Annotated in this window: 21 protein-coding genes and 2 pseudogenes; 3 read left to right on the forward strand and 20 right to left on the reverse strand. The window is 58.8% G+C overall.

Annotated features, from left to right (window positions below; translation table 11 throughout):
- Positions 1–4: 4 nt before the first annotated feature.
- From hisP to AB3U87_RS14225, 18 genes and pseudogenes are all read right to left on the reverse strand, one after another.
- Complete coding sequence (hisP, locus tag AB3U87_RS14145; RefSeq protein WP_394149445.1) at positions 5–775, reverse strand: histidine ABC transporter ATP-binding protein HisP; 771 nt, start codon at positions 773–775, stop codon at positions 5–7.
- An 8-nt stretch (positions 776–783) separates the two neighbouring features.
- Positions 784–1,500, reverse strand: a complete 717-nt coding sequence (locus AB3U87_RS14150; RefSeq protein WP_301251938.1) for an ABC transporter permease — start codon at positions 1,498–1,500, stop codon at positions 784–786.
- The gene (locus tag AB3U87_RS14155) at positions 1,497–2,183 is read right to left on the reverse strand and encodes a histidine ABC transporter permease HisQ (protein WP_394149447.1); all 687 of its coding nucleotides are present in this window, start codon (positions 2,181–2,183) and stop codon (positions 1,497–1,499) included. Before AB3U87_RS14155 ends, AB3U87_RS14150 begins: the two co-directional genes overlap by 4 nt.
- A gap of 86 nt (positions 2,184–2,269) precedes the next feature.
- On the reverse strand, positions 2,270–3,049 hold the full coding sequence (argT, locus tag AB3U87_RS14160; RefSeq protein WP_253459738.1) for a lysine/arginine/ornithine ABC transporter substrate-binding protein ArgT: 780 nt from the start codon (positions 3,047–3,049) through the stop codon (positions 2,270–2,272).
- A 229-nt stretch (positions 3,050–3,278) separates the two neighbouring features.
- Positions 3,279–3,848, reverse strand: a complete 570-nt coding sequence (locus AB3U87_RS14165; RefSeq protein ID WP_301730506.1) for a UbiX family flavin prenyltransferase — start codon at positions 3,846–3,848, stop codon at positions 3,279–3,281.
- Positions 3,849–3,935: 87 nt separating this feature from the next.
- A complete protein-coding gene (gene purF / locus AB3U87_RS14170) occupies positions 3,936–5,453 on the reverse strand; it encodes an amidophosphoribosyltransferase (protein WP_125288272.1) in 1,518 nt (505 codons plus the stop codon).
- Positions 5,454–5,489: 36 nt separating this feature from the next.
- Positions 5,490–5,975, reverse strand: a complete 486-nt coding sequence (gene cvpA, locus AB3U87_RS14175) for a colicin V production protein (RefSeq protein ID WP_125288273.1) — start codon at positions 5,973–5,975, stop codon at positions 5,490–5,492.
- A 337-nt stretch (positions 5,976–6,312) separates the two neighbouring features.
- A complete protein-coding gene (gene dedD / locus AB3U87_RS14180) occupies positions 6,313–7,032 on the reverse strand; it encodes a cell division protein DedD (RefSeq protein WP_253459733.1) in 720 nt (239 codons plus the stop codon).
- Entirely contained in the window at positions 7,022–8,281 is a 1,260-nt protein-coding gene (gene folC, locus AB3U87_RS14185; protein ID WP_394149450.1) for a bifunctional tetrahydrofolate synthase/dihydrofolate synthase, read from the reverse strand. Before folC ends, dedD begins: the two co-directional genes overlap by 11 nt.
- Positions 8,282–8,344: 63 nt before the next feature.
- The gene (gene accD, locus AB3U87_RS14190; protein WP_125288276.1) at positions 8,345–9,253 is read right to left on the reverse strand and encodes an acetyl-CoA carboxylase, carboxyltransferase subunit beta; all 909 of its coding nucleotides are present in this window, start codon (positions 9,251–9,253) and stop codon (positions 8,345–8,347) included.
- Between the two features lie 280 nt (positions 9,254–9,533).
- Positions 9,534–10,196: a DedA family protein gene (locus tag AB3U87_RS14195; RefSeq protein WP_125288277.1), complete on the reverse strand. Its 663-nt coding sequence runs from the start codon at positions 10,194–10,196 to the stop codon at positions 9,534–9,536.
- 17 nt (positions 10,197–10,213) lie between these two features.
- Positions 10,214–11,017: a tRNA pseudouridine(38-40) synthase TruA gene (truA, locus tag AB3U87_RS14200; protein WP_253459728.1), complete on the reverse strand. Its 804-nt coding sequence runs from the start codon at positions 11,015–11,017 to the stop codon at positions 10,214–10,216.
- Positions 11,017–12,027, reverse strand: a complete 1,011-nt coding sequence (locus tag AB3U87_RS14205) for an aspartate-semialdehyde dehydrogenase (protein ID WP_301251943.1) — start codon at positions 12,025–12,027, stop codon at positions 11,017–11,019. The genes truA and AB3U87_RS14205 overlap by 1 nt, the downstream gene beginning before the upstream one ends.
- A 120-nt stretch (positions 12,028–12,147) precedes the next feature.
- Positions 12,148–13,284: a 4-phosphoerythronate dehydrogenase PdxB gene (gene pdxB, locus AB3U87_RS14210; protein ID WP_394149453.1), complete on the reverse strand. Its 1,137-nt coding sequence runs from the start codon at positions 13,282–13,284 to the stop codon at positions 12,148–12,150.
- A gap of 128 nt (positions 13,285–13,412) precedes the next feature.
- Positions 13,413–13,499, reverse strand: a pseudogene (locus tag AB3U87_RS22610) (glutathione transferase); the annotation flags it as partial.
- Between the two features lie 6 nt (positions 13,500–13,505).
- The gene (locus AB3U87_RS14215) at positions 13,506–13,949 is read right to left on the reverse strand and encodes a hypothetical protein (protein WP_369896417.1); all 444 of its coding nucleotides are present in this window, start codon (positions 13,947–13,949) and stop codon (positions 13,506–13,508) included.
- An 80-nt stretch (positions 13,950–14,029) separates the two neighbouring features.
- Positions 14,030–15,358: a 2-oxoadipate dioxygenase/decarboxylase HglS gene (hglS, locus tag AB3U87_RS14220; protein WP_394149455.1), complete on the reverse strand. Its 1,329-nt coding sequence runs from the start codon at positions 15,356–15,358 to the stop codon at positions 14,030–14,032.
- Positions 15,359–15,730: 372 nt separating this feature from the next.
- A complete protein-coding gene (locus AB3U87_RS14225) occupies positions 15,731–17,155 on the reverse strand; it encodes an amino acid permease (RefSeq protein WP_301730510.1) in 1,425 nt (474 codons plus the stop codon).
- Positions 17,156–17,458: 303 nt separating this feature from the next.
- Here AB3U87_RS14225 and AB3U87_RS14230 point away from each other — a divergent pair, with 303 nt between their 5' ends.
- Positions 17,459–18,361 carry a DMT family transporter gene (locus tag AB3U87_RS14230; protein ID WP_253459710.1) on the forward strand — a complete coding sequence of 301 codons (903 nt, stop codon included), beginning with the start codon at positions 17,459–17,461 and terminating at the stop codon, positions 18,359–18,361.
- A 116-nt stretch (positions 18,362–18,477) separates the two neighbouring features.
- A complete protein-coding gene (gene flk / locus AB3U87_RS14235; protein WP_253459707.1) occupies positions 18,478–19,497 on the forward strand; it encodes a flagella biosynthesis regulator Flk in 1,020 nt (339 codons plus the stop codon).
- A gap of 2 nt (positions 19,498–19,499) precedes the next feature.
- Here the strand turns inward: flk and AB3U87_RS14240 are convergent, their stop codons facing one another.
- Positions 19,500–19,949, reverse strand: a complete 450-nt coding sequence (locus AB3U87_RS14240) for a rhodanese-like domain-containing protein (RefSeq protein WP_253459705.1) — start codon at positions 19,947–19,949, stop codon at positions 19,500–19,502.
- A gap of 87 nt (positions 19,950–20,036) precedes the next feature.
- On the opposite strand from AB3U87_RS14240, the gene pdxR reads away from it, so the two are divergent.
- Positions 20,037–21,473: a MocR-like pyridoxine biosynthesis transcription factor PdxR gene (gene pdxR, locus AB3U87_RS14245; RefSeq protein WP_394149458.1), complete on the forward strand. Its 1,437-nt coding sequence runs from the start codon at positions 20,037–20,039 to the stop codon at positions 21,471–21,473.
- On the opposite strand, the pseudogene AB3U87_RS14250 reads toward pdxR, so the two are convergent.
- Positions 21,433–21,537, reverse strand: a pseudogene (locus AB3U87_RS14250) (hypothetical protein); the annotation flags it as partial. The gene pdxR and the pseudogene AB3U87_RS14250 sit on opposite strands and share 41 nt — an antisense overlap.
- Positions 21,538–21,677: the final 140 nt, after the last annotated feature.

A 21,677-nucleotide genomic window follows, 5' to 3' on the forward strand; every position in this document is an offset into this window, starting at 1 on the left:
GGCCCTATTTCAATGCGCCCGCTAAAAACTGCTGCAGCCGCGGACTTTGCGGATGGTTAAACAGCACCTCCGGCGGCCCCTGCTCTTCTATCCGGCCCTGATGTAAAAAAATCACGTGGCTGGAGACGTGGCGGGCAAATTCCATTTCGTGCGTCACTACCACCATGGTTTTGCCCTCTTCCGCCAGCTTTTGCATAATCCGCAAAACTTCGCCCACCAGCTCCGGATCGAGCGCCGAGGTTGGTTCATCAAACAGCAGCACTTCCGGCTCCATTGCCAGCGCGCGGGCAATGGAAACGCGCTGCTGCTGGCCGCCGGAGAGATGCACCGGATATTTTGCCCGCGCGCGCTCGTCGATGCCGACCTTATCCAGATAGCGAATGGCCCGCGACTGCGCGTCGGCCTTGCTCAGGCCCAGCACCTGGATGGGCGCCTCCATCACGTTTTGCAGCACCGTCAGATGGCTCCATAGGTTAAAGTGCTGGAACACCATCGTCAGGCTGGTGCGCAGCGCCCGCAGCTGCTCTTTATTGGCGACTTTTAGCTGGCCGTCGGTGTCGCGCACCAGATTAATCAGCTGATTATTAACGGCAATAGAGCCTTCGCTCGGCTTCTCCAGAAAGTTAATGCAGCGCAAAAAGGTACTTTTCCCCGAGCCGGAAGAGCCAATAATGGTGATGACATCGCCCGCCTTTGCCTGAAGCGAGACGCCCTTCAGCACTTCATGATCGCCATAGCGTTTATGCAGCTCGGTGACGTTTAGTTTATTGGACATAGGTCTACTCAATGGGTCGATGAAGGTTTCATATGCGCCAGCCAGCGTTTTTCCGCCCTGCGGAACAGGCTAATCAATACATAAGAGATAATCAGATACAGCGCCGCCGCGATGCCGAAAGCAACGAAAGGCCGATAGGTGGCGGAGTTGATATCGCGCGCGACCTTCAGCAGGTCGGGCACGGTCGCGGTAAAGGCCAGCGCCGTAGAGTGCAGCATCAAAATTACCTCATTGCTGTAGGCGGGCAGCGCGATGCGCAGCGCCGAAGGCAGAATAATGCAGCGATAGAGCTTAAAGGTAGAGAAGCCATAGGCGCGCGCCGCCTCGATTTCACCATGCGGCACGGCGCGGATGGCGCCAGCGAAAATTTCCGTGGTGTAGGCGCAGGTATTCAGCGTCAGCGCCAGCAGCGTACAGTTCAGGCCGCTGCGGAAAAAGGTATTCAGCAGATCGTTGCCTTTAACCACGTCCAGCGTATACATGCCTGAGTAGAACACCAGCAGCTGGACATACAGCGGCGTGCCGCGAAACAGATAGGTAAACAGCCAGACCGGAAAGCGTACGGCTTTAATGGACGACACGCGGGCGATCGCCAGCAGTATCGCCAGACAGCCGCCCAGCGCCACGGAGATAATCAGCAGCCAGAGCGTAATCGCCACGCCGGAAAAGCGGTAGCCGTCCGTCCACAGCAGGGCCTTCCAGTATTCCTGCAAAATGTCGATCATAAGTCCGCCCTTTTCACGCCCACGGAGTAGCGACGCGTAAGCCACCACAGCACGCCGTTAGAAAGCGTGGTGAAAATCAGGTAAACCACACCGGCGACGATGGCGAAATAAAACGGCTGCCAGGTGCTTTTGCCCGCCAGCTGCGTGGCTTTTACCACATCCTCCAACCCCAGCAGCGACACCAGCGCGGTCGCCTTGAGGATCACCTGCCAGTTGTTGCCGATGCCGGGCAGCGCATAGCGCATCATCGCCGGGAACAGGATGCGGCGGAACGTTTGCGACGCGGTAAAACCGAACGCGGTGGCCGCTTCGATTTGCCCTTTCGATACCGCCATAAAGGCGCCGCGAAACGTTTCCGTGAAATAGGCGCCGTAGATAAAACCCAGCGTAATAATGCCCGCCGTCATCGGATCGATATCAAACTGGCTGAGGCCCATCAGCTCGGTAACCTGGTTAAGCGCGATTTGCAGCCCATAGAAGATCAGCAGCATCAGCACCAGGTCGGGCACGCCGCGGATCAGCGTGGTGTAACCTTCAAACAGCATAGCCAGCGGACGACTGCCGGAAAGCTTTGCGCCCGCGCCGATCAGGCCCAGCACGACCGAAAGCAGCACGGAGCAGAGCGCCAGCTCCAGCGTCACCATCGCGCCTTTGAAAATGATTGCAGAGTAGCCATACAGCATAAGCAGTTTCCTGTCTGATTTAAGGCGTTTGCCCCAACCCCTGGGGCAAATCGGGAGCCGCCAGCGCCGCCCCCTGACAGGTTTTCTTAGCCGCCGTAGACGTCAAAGTTAAAATATTTTTTCGCCAGCTTGTCATAGGTGCCGTCCTGGCGCATCGCCGCCACGGCTTTATCGATAGCGGCTTTCAGCTCGGTGCTTTCTTTCGGCAGCCCCATACCTGTGCCGACGCCAAAGATTTTTTCGTCCTTCACTGCCGGGCCGGCAAAAGCGTAGTCTTTACCAACGGGCTGCTTGAGGAAGCCTTCGCTGGCGGCCACTTCATCCTGAAACGCGGCGTCGATGCGTCCCGCCGTCAGATCCTGATAAACCAAATCCTGATTGGCATAAGGCGTTACGGTTACGCCCTGCGTGCGCCAGTACTGGTTGGCATAGGTTTCCTGCGTTGTGCCCTGCAGCAAACCAATAGTTTTGCCCTTCAGCGACGCCACGGTCGGTTCGATTTTGGCACCTTTAGGGGCGATCAGGCGGGCGTTGGCGGCATAAAGTTTTTCAGAGAAGGCGATCTCCTGCTGACGCTTTTCGGTAATAGAAAGCGAAGAGATAATCGCATCGATTTTTTTCGCCTTCAGCGACGGGATCAGCGCGTCGAAATCGCTTTCGACGAAGGTACATTTCGTTGCCATACGCTTACAGATCTCGTTGGCAAGGTCGATATCAAAGCCCACCAGTTCGCCCTGCGCGTTTTTGGATTCAAACGGCGCATAGGTTGGGTCGGTGCCGATACGCAGCGTTTTGGGCACGGCGGCCAGCGCGCTACCGGCAGAGAACGCCAGCAGCAGAGAAAGAGCCATCACCTGCTTCTTCATAGATTATCCTCAGAGTCACTTTTATTATGGAGGGGCCAGCGTAAAGACGTGCAGCTTTCATGCCACCTTTACCAGAGGGTCACGAAAGCGCACCGGCGCATAAAGAAGTTAAAAAAACGCGACCCGACAGCAGGATTATGGAAGAAGAATGCCTCGCTTTGGTGCATTTTCTGCACGCAAAGCGTGTTTATGGGAGCGAGCGCACCAAAAAAGCGCAGGAGACAGGCTTCTATGCACCCTGCCAGCGCGTGAAAAGATCGTTATCCAGCTCGATATCAAACTGATCCAGCACGCGGTTGACCGTCTGGTCAACGATGTCCATGACGTTCTCAGGACGATGATAGAAGGCCGGTACGGGCGGCATGATAATCGCGCCCAGCTCCGCCGCCGTGGTCATCATCCGCAGATGCCCAAGATGCAGCGGCGTTTCCCGCACGCAGAGCACCAGCCGACGACGCTCTTTCAGGATCACGTCCGCCGCACGCGTCAGCAGACCGTCGCTGTAGCTGTGGACGATGCCGGACAGCGTTTTCATTGAACAGGGCAGGATAGCCATTCCGTCGGTTTTGAACGAGCCGGAAGAGATGCTGGCGGCGATATCGCGCGCGTCATGCACCACATCCGCCATCGCCTGCACGTCGCGCACGGAATAGTCGCTTTCCAGCGCCAGCGTCTGCCGCGCGGCCTGGCTCATCACCAGATGCGTTTCCACTTCGTCGACCTGTTGCAGTATCTGGAGCGTGCGAATGCCGTAAATTACGCCGCTGGCGCCCGAAATGCCGATGATAAGTCGTTTCATAATAATCCTTAACCTTCCTGGGGCCGGCCCAAAAAAAATGGGCCGGAATAGCTTCCGACCCATGATACCAGGAAAGCGGCGAGCGCATCAGCCCTCGTTGTGCATTTCCAGGTTTTCGACCTCGTTCTGGCGCGCCAGCGCTTTTGCGTCGTCGTTGCGCAGCGACTGGATATGCTCCAGATAGCGCTGATCGACATCTTTCGTCACGTAGACGCCGTTAAACACCGAGCATTCAAACTGGGCAATATCCGGATTTTCTTCGCGCACCGCCTCAATCAGATCGTCCAGGTCCTGGAAAATCAGCGCGTCGGCTTTGATCAGCTTGCAGATCTCGTCCACTTCCCGCCCGTGCGCAATCAGCTCGGTCGCGCTTGGCATATCGATGCCGTAGACGTTCGGGAAGCGGATTTCCGGCGCGGCGGAAGCCAGATAGACTTTTTTCGCCCCGGCTTCGCGCGCCATTTCAATAATCTGTTCCGACGTGGTGCCGCGCACGATGGAATCGTCCACCAGCAGCACGTTCTTACCGCGAAATTCCGCGCGGTTGGCGTTCAGCTTGCGGCGCACCGCGCTGCGGCGCTGGTGCTGGCCCGGCATAATAAAGGTGCGGCCCACGTAGCGGTTTTTCACAAAACCCTGACGGTAAGGCTTGTCCAGAATGCGCGCCATTTCCAGCGCGATATCGCAGGAGGTTTCCGGGATCGGGATCACCACGTCAATATCCAGGTCTTCCCATTCGCGGGCAATCTTTTCGCCCAGCTTGGTGCCCATGCGCACGCGGGCGCTGTATACGGAAATTTTGTCCAGGAAGGAATCCGGGCGGGCAAAATAGACGTACTCGAACAGGCACGGGTTGCATTTGGGGTTTTCCGCGCACTGACGGGTGAACAGCTGCCCTTTCTCAGTGACGTAAACCGCTTCGCCCGGCGCCACGTCGCGCAGGAACTCAAAGCCCAGCGTATCCAGCGCCACGCTTTCGGAAGCCACCATATACTCGCTGCGGCCGTCTTTCATTGCGCGCTTGCCGATAACCAGCGGACGGATGCCGTTGGGATCGCGGAAGGCGACCAGGCCGTGGCCGATAATCATCGCTACGCAGGCATAAGCGCCGCGCACGTGCTGGTGCACCGCCGCCACCGCCGCGAAAATATTCTCCGCTTCCAGCGGATAGTGCTGAAAACGATCCAGCTCGGTGGCGAAAATATTCAGCAGGATTTCCGAATCGGAAGTGGTGTTCACGTGACGGCGGCCGCTTTCAAACAGCTGCTTGCGCAGCTCGTGGGCGTTGGTCAGGTTACCGTTGTGCGCAAGCGTAATGCCGTAAGGCGAGTTAACGTAGAAGGGCTGCGCTTCAGAAGCGCTGGAGCTTCCGGCGGTCGGGTAGCGGACGTGGCCGATCCCCATATTGCCCTGCAAACGCTGCATATGGCGGGCTTCAAAAACATCGCTCACCAGGCCGTTTGCTTTACGCAGGCGGAAGCAGTTCAGGGCATCAATGGTAACGATGCCTGCGGCATCCTGGCCACGGTGCTGCAGCACCGTTAACGCATCATAAATCGACTGGTTGACCGGCATAAAACCGGCGATCCCGACAATACCGCACATGTGGTCATTTCCTCATAAGCCGCAACCCCGGCTCAATTACCGGGGTAAAAAACTCGACGTGCTTTTCAGGTAGTCAAAAAACCACCTGATTATATAGCTAAACTGGGGAATCAGCTGGGACTGCTGCCAGTCCGGGCTTTTGGAAAAGCCGGTGAAGGTATCAAGGAAAAACAGCATGGCCGACACAATCAGTACGCCGCGTAATGCCCCGAAACAGACTCCCAGCACCCTGTCGGTTCCCGACAGGCCGGTTTTTTCAACCAGCGAGCCAATCACATAGTTGACTATCGCGCCGACAATCAGCGTGGCGATAAACAATGCCGCGATGGCGATTCCATTTCGAACCAGTTCGTCTTCAAAACCTGTGAACCAGACAGCAAGGAAGGAGTAATAATGACTGGCGACAAAAAATGCGCAACCCCAGGTGACGAGCGAAAGTGCTTCCCGAACGAACCCGCGGATCAGGCTGACAAGAGCCGAAAAACCAATAACCGCAATAATGACGTAATCTATCCAGACCATGAACTCTTCCAGCGACTGTGCCTCTGATCAGGCTGCATCCCTCTGCTGTCTGCCGCGTCGGCACGGGCAGCACAGGGACACAACCTGAGTTCGGGGCGAATTCTAACAGAAAAAGAAAACGTTTGCGTAGCTTTTCCTTAACCGTCCTGATGAAAACCGGGCGTGAAAAAAACCAGCGCAAAACCTGCAGAGATAACGGGAAAACAGGCTGGCCGACTCGTCCCGGCAACTGTTTGATTTACTTTGTTTTACGGGCTGCCGCCTCGCCTGAAACGGCACAACGACAGCCCGATTTCAGCGCCTGAAAGGCGCCGTCTCTTGCTGCGATAGCAACAATCTAACGTGCGCTATAAGGCTTTACCACGCCGCTCAGTCCGGAGATGCCTTTCAGCTCGCCCACGGCGGCCTGCATCTTCGCTTTTGAAGCGTCCGGCCCGACATAAACGCGGGTAATCTGGCCCTGCACCGGCGTTGACGGCACCGTAAAGGCGCGATAGCCGGAAAGGCGCAGCGAGGCGACGATTTCGTTAACCTTAGCGGCGTTCTTCAGCGCCCCCAGCTGCACGACCCACGCCTGACCTGCCGGCGCGCTCTCCTGCTGTACGGGCTTCGGCTCCGGTTTCGGTTCCGGTTTGGTTTCCGGCTTCGCTACCGGCTTAGGTTCCGCCTTCGGCTTCTCTACGGGTTTTGGCTGCGCTTTGGGTTTTTCGACCGGTTTTTCCGTCACCACATGACTTACCGGCGGCGGCGACACCACGGTCGGCTGGTTGCCCGCCTGCGGCGCGGTAGAGCCGCTTTCAGCCTGCGAGGTATTTTCATTGGTCTGGCCCGCTATCGCCGTGCCCGCGCCTTCCGGCGGCTGGGCTGGCAGCGACTGCGTGACCGGCGGCACCATCTCCGTTTCCTGCTGATCGCCAGGCTTAGGCACCAGCGGGATCGCGGCGAACTCTTCTTTATAGTGCTTTTTCTTACCGTCCAGCAGGCCCGGCAGCACGATAACGCCCAGCGCCACGATGATCACCGTTCCGACCAAACGATTTTGAAACTTACTTGCCACTGCCACTCTCCGTTTCCATCGTTTCCATTACCTGCGCTACGGTGTGGAAAGAACCGCACACCAGCACGATATCCTGCGGCCCGGCCTGCCGCCGCGCCTGGTCAAACGCCGCCGCCACGCTGGCACAGGCCTGCGCGCCCGGCAAATGCGCCAGCAGCTGCTCCGCGCTTGCGCCTCGCGGCCCTGCCAGCGGCGCGCAGTACCAGTAGTCGACCTGCGGCGCCAGGCAGGCCAGCGTCCCGGCGATATCTTTGTCGTGCAGCATGCCGACCACCGCATGGACCTTTCCGGCTTTCGGCAGCTCGCCCAGGCGTTCGGCCAGGTAGCCAGCCGCATGAGGATTATGCGCGACATCCAGAATAATGCGCGGCGATTGTGCAACGGTCTGAAAACGACCGGGCAAAATCGCTTTGTCCAGCTCGTAAAGCGTGGCGTCATCAACTTTTAACGACGATGCGCGCAGCGCGGCCAGCGCGGTGGCGGCATTCGGCAGCGGCACCTGCGGCATCGGCAGGCCGTTCAGCGTGCCCTGCGCGTCGGTAAAGCTCCAGTCGTGCTCGCCAACGCGGTAAGACCAGTCGCGACCACGCTTCAATAACTGCGCCCCCAGCTCATCGGCCACTTCGCCAATGGTATGCGGCATATCAGGTTCGCCAACGATAGCAGGCTTGCCGCCACGAAAGACGCCCGCTTTTTCGCGGCCAATGCTTTCACGATCCGGGCCAAGCCAGTCGGTATGATCGAGCGCGATGCTGGTGATTACCGATACGTCGGCATCCACGATATTGGTCGCGTCCAGGCGGCCACCCAGCCCTACTTCCAGGATCACCACATCAAGCTGCGCACGCTTAAACAGCCAGAGCGCGGAAAGCGTACCGTACTCGAAATAGGTCAGCGAAGTGTCGCCGCGCCCTTTTTCAATATCGGCAAATGAGGCGGTATGCTCCGCTTCGGCCAGCTCAAGCCCCTGAATGCGCACGCGTTCGGTATAGCGCACCAGGTGCGGCGAGCTGTAGACGCCGACGCGATAGCCGGCGGCCATCAGCAGCGTTTCCAGCGTCCGGCAGGTGGTGCCTTTGCCGTTGGTGCCGGCGACGGTAAAAACAAACGGAGCAGGTTTAAGAAGGTCAAGCCGTGCGGCGACGCGCTGAACGCGCGCCAGCCCGAGTTCGATAGCCTGAGAATGCAGATTCTCAAGATAATGAAGCCACGTGGCCAGAGGCGACGTGGCTTGAGGAAGAGTATCCATGTATCCCGTTCACAAGTTACGGTTCATTGGTGAAAGGGCGACGCGCGCCCTTTCGGACATCGGTCAGGCTTCAGGGCTTTGTGGCGCCTCTTCCACCTCTGGCACGCGCTCTTCCTGCGGCGCCGGCAGATTCATCATCTTCGCCAGCACGGAGGCGAGCTTAAAGCGCATCACCGGACGGCGCACGATCATGTCGATAGCGCCCTTCTCGATTAAAAATTCGCTGCGCTGGAAGCCCGGCGGCAGTTTTTCACGCACGGTCTGTTCGATCACGCGTGGGCCGGCAAAGCCGATCAGCGCTTTAGGCTCGGCGATGTTCAGATCGCCCAGCATGGCGAAGCTGGCGGAAACGCCGCCCATGGTCGGATCGGTCAGCACGGAGATATAAGGCAGACCGCGCGCCTGCATTTTCGCCAGCGCGGCGCTGGTTTTCGCCATCTGCATCAGCGACATCAGCGCTTCCTGCATACGGGCGCCGCCGGAGGCGGAGAAGCAGATCAGCGGGCAGTTGTCTTCCAGCGCCTGCTCAACGGCACGCACAAAGCGAGCGCCAACCACGGAGCCCATCGAGCCGCCCATAAAGGAGAACTCAAACGCGGCCGTCACAACCGGCATGCCGTGCAGCGTGCCTTTCATCACAATCAGCGCGTCTTTCTCGCCGGTGTCTTTCTGCGCCGCGGCCAGACGATCCTTGTATTTTTTGGAATCCCGGAACTTGAGCACATCTTTCGGCTCCAGCTCGCTGCCCAGTTCGGTCATCGAACCTTCGTCCAGCAGGCTGTGCAGACGGTCACGTCCGTGCATACGCATATGGTGATCGCATTTCGGGCAAACTTCCAGATTGCGTTCCAGCTCGGCACGGTAGAGAACCTGGCCGCAGCTGTCGCATTTGGTCCAGACGCCTTCCGGAATGCTGGCTTTGCGCGATGGGGTGATTGTGCTCTTGTTGAGAATTCTTTCAATCCAGCTCATTGATGACCTGTTATGTTGTTTATTGTGCTAAATCAGATACTTAACACAGATTATCGCCTGAGAATTAGGCGGTATTACATCATAAAACCGTTTTGCGCGCTACCAATTCGTCAACGGCCCGCGTTTCCCTTTTGCGCCACCGCGCACGGGCGGGCCGGGCTGTTTATTTATCATGCCGCGAAGCGGTCAGCAACGACCATGAAAACGTATTTTATGAGCAAAAGCATCAGGAAGGAACTCGTCCGCCGCCGCTGCCGGCGGACGGACGATAACAGAGAGGCTATTGCGGCTTCTGCTGACGCGCCGCGCGGCGATGACGTAACACTTCCACCACGCCTGGCAGAACCGAAACCAGAATAATAGCGACGATCAGATAGTGCAGATTTTGCTGGATAGCAGGCAGGTTGCCAAAGAAGTAGCCGGCATAAGAGAACAGCACCACCCAAAGAATACCGCCCGCCACGTTGAACAGCGCAAAATGGCGATAGGACATTTTGCCCATACCGGCGACGAACGGCGCAAAGGTGCGGACTATCGGCACAAAGCGCGCCAGGATAATCGTTTTGCCGCCGTGACGCTCATAGAACTGATGCGTTTTATCCAGGTAGCTGCGGCGGAAAACTTTTGAGTTCGGATTGCTGAACAGCTTATTGCCGAACAGGCGTCCGATGGTGTAATTCACCGCATCGCCGACAATCGCCGCCACGCAAAGCAGCAGCGCCATCACGTGCACGTTCAGCGCGCTGTCCGGGATAGCCGCCAGCGCACCCGCCACAAACAGCAGCGAATCGCCGGGCAGGAAAGGCGTCACCACCAGCCCCGTCTCGCAAAACAGAATCAAAAACAAAATGGCATAAATCCAGACGCCATACTGTGCAACCATCGCCTGCAGATGCACATCAATGTGCAAAATAAAGTCGATGACGGTGTGAATCACTTCCATACAGGTTCCTTAATGCGTTAATCCTCGAGGAATAGCGGCCCCATCGGCGGACGGGGTAAATCATAACGTTCCGGGTAATCGACCGCGACCAGATAAAGCCCTTCGGCCCGCGCCGTTGCCGCCGCCAGCGTGCGATCTTTCGCCGCCAGCAGCTCGGCCATCCAGCTTTCCTGCTGATTTCCACAGCCTATTTCCATCAGGCTACCGACAATGTTGCGCACCATATGGTGCACAAAAGCGTTGGCTTTGATATCCACCACCACGTAAGCCCCGTGACGGCTGACATTAAGGTGTATGACGTTGCGCCAGGGCGTGCGTGACTGGCACTGCACCGCGCGAAAAGAGGTAAAGTCGTTTTCGCCCAGCAGCGCCTGCCCTGCCCGCTGCATTTTTTCCACATCCAGCGGATGGTAAAAATGCGTTACGCCGCCGTGCAAAATCGCCGGACGCAGACGACGGTTATAGATGACGTAACGATAGCGCCGCGCCGTGGCGCTGAAGCGGGCGTGAAAATCGTCCGCAACCGGCTTCACCCAGCGCACGGCGATATCGTCCGGCAGGTTGGCGTTGACGCCCAGCGTCCAGGCGGCATCTTTACGCAGCGAGGTAGTTTCAAAATGCACCACCTGGCCAGTACCGTGCACGCCCGCATCGGTTCGGCCTGCGCAGAACACCACCACCGGATGATCGGCCACTTTAGAGAGCGCTTTTTCCAGCTTCTCCTGCACGCTTCTGACTTCCTGCTGCCGCTGCCAGCCGTAATAGCGGCTGCCGTCATACTCAATGCCCAGCGCCAGTTTGTACGTTTGCGGCGCCGACATTACCAGAAGTACTCCTGTACCAGTTTCTCAGCGGTTTTCACCGCCATCAGCGCGCCGCCAAAGCGTACGTTGTCCGCTACCGACCAGAATTGCAGCAGCTCCGGGATGCCGTAATCGTTGCGCACGCAGCCCAGGCTGAGCAGTGCGCTGCCCGATGCGTCGCCGACCTGCGTCGGATAGTCGTTTTCATCGGAAAGCGCGATATCTTCCGCCTGCATCAGCGCTTCGCGCGCCTCTTCCGCCGACATCGGGCGCAGGTTTTCCACGTGCACAATTTGCGCGTTGCCGTAAAAAACCGGCGCCTGAACGGTGGTGACCGAAATCGGCAGCCCTTCATCCTGCAGCACTTTACGCACCTGATCGATCAGGCGGCGCTCCTGCAGCACGCTGCCTTCGGCGTCCGGCAGCAGCGGCAGCATGTTGAAAGCCAGCTGGCGACCGAAGAAGTTCTCTTCCGCCGGCATCCCGTTCAGCAGCCGCGCGCTTTCGCCCGCCAGCGAGTCCACAGCGGCCTTGCCGTGTGCCGAAGCGGCAATCAGGCTGGTCACCTGCAAACGGCCCAGGCCCGCCTGATCCACCAGCGGTTTGATCGCGCAGAGCAGCTGGCTGGTGACGCTGTCGGCCACGCTGATGATATTGCGGTTGCGGTAGTCGGCCAGCACCTGCGGGTTCACGTCCGGCACCACCAGCGGCACGTCCGGCTCCAGCGCGAAAAGATCGCTGCTGTCGATCACCAGGCAGCCCGCGCTCGCGGCTTCTTCGGCATAGCGCGCCGAGGCTTCGCGACCGGCGGCGAAAAAGGCCAGCTGCACCTGCGACCAGTCGAACTCGCTGGCGTTGTTAACCAGCAGCGTTCTGCCTTCAAAACGCAGGTTTTCGCCCGCGCTGCGTTCGCTCGCCAGCAGATACAGCTCACCAACCGGGAACTGACGCTCGGCCAGTAATTCCAGTACTGCTCCCCCTACTGCGCCTGTCGCGCCCAGTAGCGCAATATTCCAGCCGTCAGACATGTTGGTTTACTCCAGATAATGTACATAAAAAACAGAGGGCGGTGACGACACCGCCCGACGATTCAGAATTGTTCGTAGCGGGCGTCGCGCCCTTACGTGGGGGCGCGACGCCTGAAATTTTTAGCAATCGGCCTGCCAGTACGCGCTGAAACCCAGCGCCGACAGCAGCGTCGCGGTGCTTTCGCTATTGCACTGCACGCGCAGCGAAGACCATTCGCGACGTTCCAGATAATTTTTACGCAGGCGATCGAATTCACCCGGTACGGCCGCCACTTTTCGCAGCGGCGCGTCGTCGCGGCGCACATCATACACCAGATGCACCAGTCTTTTCAGCGTCGGCTGATCCAGCTCGCCGCGCAGCGTGATCAGGCCGAATTCCGGCGCGGGCAGCAGGGTTTCCAGCGCCACCTGCTGCGGGTTGCCTAAAAACTGCGTCCAGGCTTCAAATACCTGGGTGGTGCCGCGCGCTTTCCCTTCCAGGGTGTAGCCCGCGATATGGGCGGTGGCGATATCCACTTTTTCCAGCAGCGGCAGGGAAAGCTCCGGCTCCGGCTCCCACACGTCCAGCACCACGCTGAGATCGCGGCGCGTTTCCAGCACCTTCAGCAGCGCCTGATTGTCCACTACCGGCCCACGGCAGGCGTTGATCAGAATAGCGTTGGGTTTCAGCGCCCGCAGCAGCGCCTCGTCGGCCAGATGCAGCGTTTTGTAGGCGCCCTGCTTAAACAGCGGCGTGTGGAAGGTCAGGATATCGGCTTCCGCCACCAGCTGTGAAAGCGGCAGGAAGTCCCCTTCGTCGCCTTGATCGGCACGCGGAGGATCGCAAAGCAAGGTGCGGATCCCCAGCGCGGCAAGACGAGCCTGCAGGCGCCCGCCGACGTTGCCGACGCCGACAATGCCGACGGTGCGATCTTTCAGCGCGAAGCCGTCGCGTTCCGCCAGCAGCAGCAGCGCAGAGAAAACGTATTCCACCACGGCGATAGCGTTACAGCCCGGCGCCGCCGAAAAAGCGATCCCCTGTTGTTGCAGAAAAACCTCATCAATATGATCGGTGCCCGCCGTGGCCGTGCCGACAAATTTTACCGGCTTGCCGTTTAACAGCTCCGCATTGACTTTGGTCACGGAGCGCACCATCAGGCCGTCAGCGTCATCCAGCTCGGCCTGCGGGACGGGACGGCCGGGAACGGCCACTACATCGCCCGTGCGGCTAAACAGTTCGCGCGCATAGGGCATGTTTTCATCAACGAGAATTTTCACAATCGGGGTTCCTGCTCGGTAACAGTGAGGGACGTTATTCTGCCATAAAGCCGGGAAAGGGATAAGCCCGTGGTGCGGCGAGCCAACAAGCCGCCCTATTTAAAGATCATTTTTGCATAAGGGTTTTTGCGACAGGCCGCCAGCCGCTGGTAAAATGCCAGGCTAACACGTAAGTCCGTAACGGCCAGCGTTAAATGATTGAGTCCTTGAAGCATTATCGGCTACTGATTGATGCGTGTAATCAGCACGCGGGTGTTGTGACAGGCTTTGTCCTGACACACTTCGCTAAACCACAGCTGGCCGCTGTCGCCCACCATTACGCCCTGATCCCTGGCGAACAGATCTTCATATTTCTGCGCGATAATGACGCGGCTTAAATCAGGCGTGAATACGCTGCCGTAGTGCTTCTTTAACATTGCCGCAGTGCGATAGGTTTTCGCTTTCCCTTTTAAACCGACCTCAAGCGGATAAGCAATCATCGTCGCCACTTTGGCTTTGTCTTTTGCCGCCACCGCCTGTTGCAGTTCGCCAAGAAAATCCTGGTATTTCTGATGGGAGCCAAACAGAAAATCCAGACGCTGATCCACTTCCTGAGCCGTGGCTGCATAAGCGTTCCCCATGCCGAGAAACAGGGATAGCAGCAGAATAGCCAGCCGGGTATACATAAAATTCTCCTTGAAAAGCGGCCTGTGCGCCGCGCTAACTTTAGGCTTAAGTCGGCAGCCACGTCAAAGACAGAGCGCGGTCAAGGGCGATCGAAAATGGCCGCCAGCGACGCCTCTTCCAGCTGTTGATACAGCGAAAACTCGTCGATAACCGCGCAGCCCAGCGCCTGCTCAAAGGCCAACTGATTGGGATGGCCCTTGCCCGCTGCTCCCCTTTCGCTGCCCAGGTTCGACTGGAAAATGCCCGCGGCGCTGACCGGCAGAAAATCTTCATAAACCACTGGCCTGGCCTCTATGGTGCCGTCGTCGATCAGGCTTTGCAGCTGCTCACGGCTGGCCTGCTCCGGCAGCGTCGCGCCCGTCGACAGCCGATAGCTAAAATAGCCCAGCTTCTGCCGACGCAGCTCGTGCATATCATCCGGGAAAGCGGCAAAGTTCGCGGCCAGCCCGGCGGCTTTATCCCCCGCCGTCGGCTGTTGCAAAAGCCGATCGTAAAGCGCACGGCCTGCGGGCGTCAGCGCCAGCCCGCGCTGCTCGATTTCACCAAAGCGCGCGGTGTGCCTGCCCTCGCTGTTGTCGGTAAAGGTGATTTTTTCGCTCAGCGCCTTAAAGCTGGTCTGACGCAGCAGAATGGGCACGCGACGCGGCGGCGGCCCTTCAATGCTCTCTTTCGGCACGATCTGATAAGCGGGCATCTGCCGCTGCACGGCGTCAATATCCAGCGTGCGCGGCGTAAGGTGGTTAATGTGCGGCCCTTTAAAAGAAACCACGTCCGCAATCAGGCGGTGCTGATCCAGCAGCGACTGATAAGTTGCCCCGTCCACCTGCGCTTCGCTGTGCCACTGAAAGGTTTTCAGCGCTTCGGCGACAAACTCATCCGCCTGTGCGGCGGTTAAGCCTTGCTGAGCATGGCCGATCTCAAGCAGTTCCAGCAGACGCGGCGTAAAGATATTCCGCTGGTCGAGGATCTGGCTCACCTTCTGCTTCAGTCCGTCATCATCGATCAGCTCCAGGCGCAGCAGCGAGGTAAACACGCGGAAAGGATTATATTGCAGCGAACGCGCGTCGACGGGGCGGAAAGCGGTAGCGTGCACCGGCACGCCTGCCGCAGAAAGATCGTAATAGCTGACCGGATACATGCCCATTACCGCAAACAGTCGGCGCATGGTCGCCAGCTCCTGCGCTTTGCCAAGGCGGATAGCGCCGTGCCGTTCAACGGCCAGCCGGTTCAGCTCCGGCGCGCTGTCGGCGTCCGCAAAGGTCTCGGGATGGGCCTGCAAATAGCGGGCGTTCACCTCTTTCACTAACTGCAACAGCGTGCGGTACTGCGGCACTTCCTGCTGGTACATCAGCGACATCGCTTTGGAAAAGGCGTCGCGGATCGCATCGGGTGAACTAAACCGGGTCATAGTCTGGCCTTATGATAGAGGGCGCCTAAACAGCGAAAGCCTTTCTTCAAGCATAGCGCCCGGCGGCCGGTTATTCGCCCTGTTTTTCGCCTGTTTGCGCAGCGGGCCGGCAGCTAGTCCGCAGCCGGCTTGCAGCCATTAAAAAATCCATTCGCAGGAATGGCTCAGACTGCTGACAAAGCCAGAGGGTTCGTACGGCCTGGATTTTTTGCCGCGAAACGGCAGCTTCACAGCAGCAGAGGCTGAACGGCCAGCCGTTCGCGCATGGATGCGCGAAAGGAGCCCCCGTGGACGAGTTGTTCCGGCCTCCGCTGCTTTTCACCGGCCTGAACGCGACTTGATGACAGAGGATGATTTTGTCAGCAACCTCCGTTAACGCATCGTTTGCACCGCGCGAGGCTGCATTTTGCCGCTGCCGATTTTTTGCGTCTGCGCCGTGCGCCTGCGCGTGACAATAAAACTCAGCATCAGCACGATAGCGGCCACGGCGGCGGTCATCAGCGTTTCATAACGATAATCGGGCGAAATAAACATATAGCCCAATACCACCAGAATAATGCCGATGGTAAACAGCGTCAGCCACGGAAACAGCCACATCTTAAATTCCGGCGTCCGGCCGCTGCGTTCCAGCCTGCGGCGCATAATCAGCTGGGAAACGGCGATAACCAGATAGACCAGCAGCGCGATGGCGCCGGTGGTGGAAAGCAGAAAGTCGAAAACCCTGCCGGGAAAAGCGTAGTTAGCGAAACAGCCTGCAAAACCGGCCAGCGTTGAGCTGAGTACGGCAACGCGGGGCACGCCGCCGGCGGAAATTCGCGCGCCGGCCTGCGGCGCATCACCACGCTGCGCCAGCGAGTAAAACATGCGGGAGGCGGTATACAGCCCGGAGTTCATGCAGCTGCATACGGCGATAAACACTACCGAGCTGACCAGGATACCCGCGCCCGGCAGATGCAGCACGTTCAGCGCGTATTGAAAGGTTCCCTGTTCTTTCAGTTGTGGATCGTTCCAGGCGACCAGCGACACCACCAGGAAAATCGACAGCAGATAGAACAAGGCAATACGGTAAACCACCAGGTTAGTCGAGCGCCGGATCTGCTGCCCCGGATCCTTTGTCTCGGCGGCGGCAATGGTCACGATTTCCGCGCCAAAGAAGGAGAAGATGGTGATCAGCACGCCGGAAAGCACCGCGCCGCCGCCGTGTGGCATAAAGCCGCCGCTATCCCACAGGCGCGACACGCCGCTGACGTGTGCCAGAGGCCAGTAGCCCGCGACCGCCGCGATGCCCACCGCGATAAAAGCCAGGATAGCCACCACTTTAATCAGGGAAAACCAGAATTCAAACTCGCCGAAGTTTTTCACGTTGAAAAGATTGGTGCAGGTCAGCAGAGTCATAATAGAGAGTGTGTAAACCCAGGCGGGCACGGCGGGTAAAGCGGTATGAAGGATGTTCGCGCCGGCTATCGCCTCCACCGGGATCACCAGCACCCAGAACCACCAGTAGAGCCAGCCAATGGTAAAGCCTGCCCAGGGGCCAAGCGCCCGTGAAGCGTAGGTGGAAAAGGAGCCGGAGTCAGGCTGCATAACCGCCATTTCTCCCAGCATTCTCATCACCAGCAGCACCAAAAAACCCGTTAATATATAAGAAATTAAGATAGCCGGCCCTGCGGTGGCAATGGCGCTGGCAGAGCCGATAAACAGACCGGCGCCGATAATCCCGGCGATGGAAATCATGGTGACCTGGCGACTGGATAACCCATCGCCCAGCGTGGATGGCGGTTTTGCTGAATAACTCATCGTAATTCCTGCCTTAGCGTAGTGGACGTTAGCGCTTAGCTCGTGCAAATTCCTTTTTTCAGTTTTGCCGTCATAAAACTGTCATTTCCTGAATTAATTCTGGACGTTGCCGAAAAAGGAGTAAAAGGCTTCAGGCCGTTTTGCCATAGCCTTTTCTTATTTCCGCCTGGAGGGTTTTACGCAGTGACGCTTTACTATGCAGAGAAGAGGCAGGGGAAAAATCAGGCAGCGGTAATAAAGGTTATTTATTTGTAGCCGCAGACGGGTACACTCTCGGCTCTTATTACTGATTCAGGCTCGACAATGAATTTTCTTTATCCTTTGATGGCGGTGTTGATCTGGTCGTTTAACGCCATCGTCAGCAAAGTCTCGGCGAACGTTATCGATCCTGCCGCTATTTCCTTTTATCGCTGGCTGATAGCGCTGGTGGCGCTGACGCCCTTCGTGCTGCCTGCGGTATGGCGCAATCGGACGCAGGTCAGGCAGCAGTGGTGGCGGCTGCTGACGCTGGGTCTGCTCGGCATGGTGCTTTATCAAAGCCTTGCCTACTATGCCGCGCACAGCGTCAGCGCGCTTTCGATGGGTATTCTGGTTTCGCTGATCCCTCTGCTGACCGTGCTGATCAGCATTGTGCTGCTGAAAGTGGCGCCCACGCTGGGCATTCTTATCGGCAGCGTGCTCTCTTTTGGCGGGCTGGTGTGGCTGATTAGCCAGGGCAGTCCCGAACGGCTGCTGACGCAGGGCATGGGCACGGGCGAGCTGATGCTGTTTGCCGCTTCCACCTCTTACGCGCTGTATGGCGTGCTGACCCGTCGCTGGGCGATCCCGCTGCCAAACTGGCAAAGCCTGTATGTGCAAATTGTGTTTGGCGTCATACTGCTGCTGCCGGGCTTTTTACTGGCAAAAGATGTGGCGCTGAACGCGCATAACCTGCCGCTGGTGCTGTTTGCCGCGCTTCCGGCTTCTATTCTTGCGCCGTTTTTATGGATCCAGGGCGTGATGCGCATGGGCGCCAGCACCGCCTCGATTTTTATGAATCTGACGCCTGTCTTTACAGCAGTTATCGCCGTGCTTTTTCTGCATGAAAAGCTGCACAGCTATCACTTTATCGGCGGCGGCGTCACGTTATGCGGCGTGATCCTGGCGCAGCGGCTGCGTACGCCGCTGCGGATCGGCAAAACAGCGCGCGCGACGGCGGATCCCTGAAAAATAATCCGCCGCGCGGCGCGCCGCTACTACCTATCGCGTAACGGGATTGTTATCATAGCCAATCCCCCTTTTTTCCGGCGCTTTCCGGACAGTGTTGAGTTAAGGATTTTGCCATGCAACCTCTTAATGGCCCAGGCGCGCCATTACCCGGCGAACGAGCGACGGTCGCTGATACCGGCCGAACCGGACCGGGCGATCAGCCGCTGACCCCTGCTCAGCGCACCACGCTGGAAAGGCTGATTGTCAAAATCATGTCGCTCAGTTCGCTAAAGGCCCCGGAGCTATGGGCCGGACTGCGTCATGAAGTGGGCGTGAAGAACGATGCCGGTCTGCTGGCGCGTCATTTTCCGGCGGCGGAGCAGTTTCTTAATACGCGGCTTGCGCAGGTGCAGAACACGCACGCGACCCGACAGCTGTTTCAGCAGCTGAGCGATTTGCTGCCTGCGGGCAATAATCGCCAGGCGGTGAGCGATTTTATCCGGCAGCAGTTTGGTCATACGGTGCTCAGCTCGCTGAATCCCGATCAGCTGCGACAGGTGCTGACCATGCTGCAAAATGGCCAGATGGCGATCCCGCAGCCGCAGCAGAACCGCGTCACCGATCGCTCGCTGCTGCCTGCGGAGCACCACGCGCTCAATCAGCAGGTCGCTCGCCTGGCTGCCGTTACCGGCGAACAGCCGGTGAAGCTGTGGACTTCCGTGCTGAAGGTGGTCAACCTGCACAGCGGCGATCCCATTCCTTCACGCCTGTTCCCGCTGCTGACCCAGTATCTTCAGGTTAGCCAGACGCTGAGCCAGCAGCCTGCCCCGACGCTGCATACGCTTCTCGCCTCGCTGAAGGTGCCTTCCGATCATGCAGAGCAGCGCATGCTGGAAGAGGCCAGCCAGCAGCGCTTCCAGCTGCCGCCGCAGGCGATCCTTACCGCAGCCCAGGCGCAGGATTTGATGAATCTGCTGTTTGCGCGGCGGGCCGAACGGCTGAAGGAGATGCCGCTGGCCGACAGCGAGATCCATCCGCAGCCGATTATTTCCGGCTACGTGCCGCCGGTGCTAAGGCCGCTGGCGACGCGTCCGGCCGTAACCGCTTTTGCCGCGCTGGTGCTGTTTATTTTTCTGCTGTGGCTGTTCCTTTAGGCTTAACAGCCGCACGCCTGTAAATCCTGTTGCGGCCAGCTGCCCGCTTCTTCTCCTTGCGCGACCGGATGACGGTCGCGCAGCCAGAAATCCAGCCCGCCAATCAGCTCTTTAACCCGCAGTCCCGCCGAGGCCAGTTTCCATGCGCCTTTGGTCGAGCCGTTGCAGCCAATGCCGTCACAGTAGGTCACGTAAACTTTGCTGCCGTCCAGCGCCGCCAGCGTTTCTGCGCTCATGGTGCGGTGAGGAAAGCTTATCGCGCCGGGAATATGCGCGGTCTGATACTGCTCTGCCGCACGGGTATCGATCACCACGATATCGGTAATGCCGTTGGCGAGATCCTGCGCCAGATCCCAGGCATCGCTGTAGTAAGCCAGCTTTTCGCGTAGCCATGCTTCGCTGCGTGCGGCGTCAGGCGGTGGAAATTGTAAAACGGCGGACAGGGTCATCATGTGTACTCCTTTGCTTAAGGTCTGCCTGATGATAGGGTAAAACGGCCTTAAAAAGGATACCCATTTTAATCAGGTGATAAGACCATTATGCCGCTGACCAACGTGCCCTTAATCCAGCTGTTCGCCTCGCAGCAGGCCCGCACCCGACGGGACAGGCTATGCGCCGCCTTGCGTCAACTCATCACCGACGGCACGCTGCGGCAAGGCGAGCGGCTACCCTCTTCCCGGCTGCTTGCCGTCGATCTGTCGCTGTCCCGAGTGACGGTGGAAGCGGCCTATGCGCAGCTGGAAAGCGAAGGCTGCCTGCTGCGGCACAGCGGCAAAGGCACTTTCGTCGCCGCCGATCTGCCGGCGCCGCGACGCCCCACGCCAGCGTCATCGACAGCGGCTCCCGCGCTCTCGTCACGCGGCAGCAACATTGTCGCCTCTGGCGGCTGCGACGATCCGCTTTTTCCCCTGGCTTTTGCCGCCGGTTCGCCGGATCTGCGGGCTTTTCCTCACGCTATCTGGCGGCGGCTGGTGGCGCAGCGGCTGCGCCATACGCCGGAAAAAATGATGGGCTATGGCGCGCCGCAGGGGCTGGCTGAACTGCGTGAAGCGGTGGCGCGTTATCTTGCCCAGGCGCGCGGCGTGCGCTGCGATGCCGGACAAATTATCATCCTGACCAGCTCGCAACAGGCGCTACAGATGCTGGCGATGCTGCTGTGCGATCCGGGCGATACCATCTGGCTGGAAGAGCCGGGCTATCGCGGCGCTTATCATGCTTTCAACAGCGCGGGCGCGACCATCGGCACGCTGGAGCTGGACGACGAGGGCGCAAAAATACCCGACCGGCCAGCGGCGAAGCTGATCTACCTGACCCCATCCCATCAGTATCCCACCGGCGCGACCATGAGCCTGACGCGTCGTCTGGCCTGGCTGGCGTACGCGCGCGCCCACGGTAGCTGGCTGATTGAGGATGACTACGACAGCGAATTTTATTACGGCGCACAGCCTGCGCCCGCGCTTCAGGGGCTGGATAAGGCCGGGCGCGTGCTCTACCTCGGCACCTTTTCCAAAACGCTGTTCCCTTCCCTGCGGCTGGCTTATCTGGCGGTGCCGCCCGCGCTGGTTGACGCCTGCTGCCGGATGCGCAGCGTGATGGACGGACACAGCGCGCAGCTGATGCAGGCAGTGACGGCGGATTTTCTCGATCGCGGCCATTTTCAGGCGCATCTGCGGCTGATGCGCAAACTTTACGGCAGCCGCCGCGAACTGCTGCTGACAGAGCTGGCGACAAAGCTGGGAGACAGGCTGCATCCGCTGAGCCACCAGCATGGGCTACAGCTGACGGCCACGCTGCCGGACGGCGGCGAAGAAAAATTAACGCGTCAGGCTTTGCAGGCAGGCCTGGTGCTGCCGCGCCTGTCGCCCCTGTATCAGGGAGATGCACGGCAGGAAGGCTGGCTGCTGGGTTTTTCCGCCCTGGCGCCAGCAGAGATTGTCAGCGCGGTGGAAAAGCTGGCCCGTGTTTTTTCAGGCTAACGGCTTCCGCTTTCTCACGCGTTTTCTGACTGACGCGGCCTTCGCCATTCAGCCCGCGCGAAACGGTGGATGTCCCTGCGCCCTCAGCCGGGCGATATGCCTGATGGTCATCTGGCTATCAACGCTTCTGTGATTACGGCGGAGTGGGAAGGTTAACGTATTTGACGCTAACGCCTGGCCTTACGGCATGGCTGCTAACTTTTG

Source organism: Erwinia plantamica, assembly GCF_043420595.1.
In the GTDB taxonomy this organism is placed as follows: domain Bacteria; phylum Pseudomonadota; class Gammaproteobacteria; order Enterobacterales; family Enterobacteriaceae; genus Erwinia; species Erwinia aeris.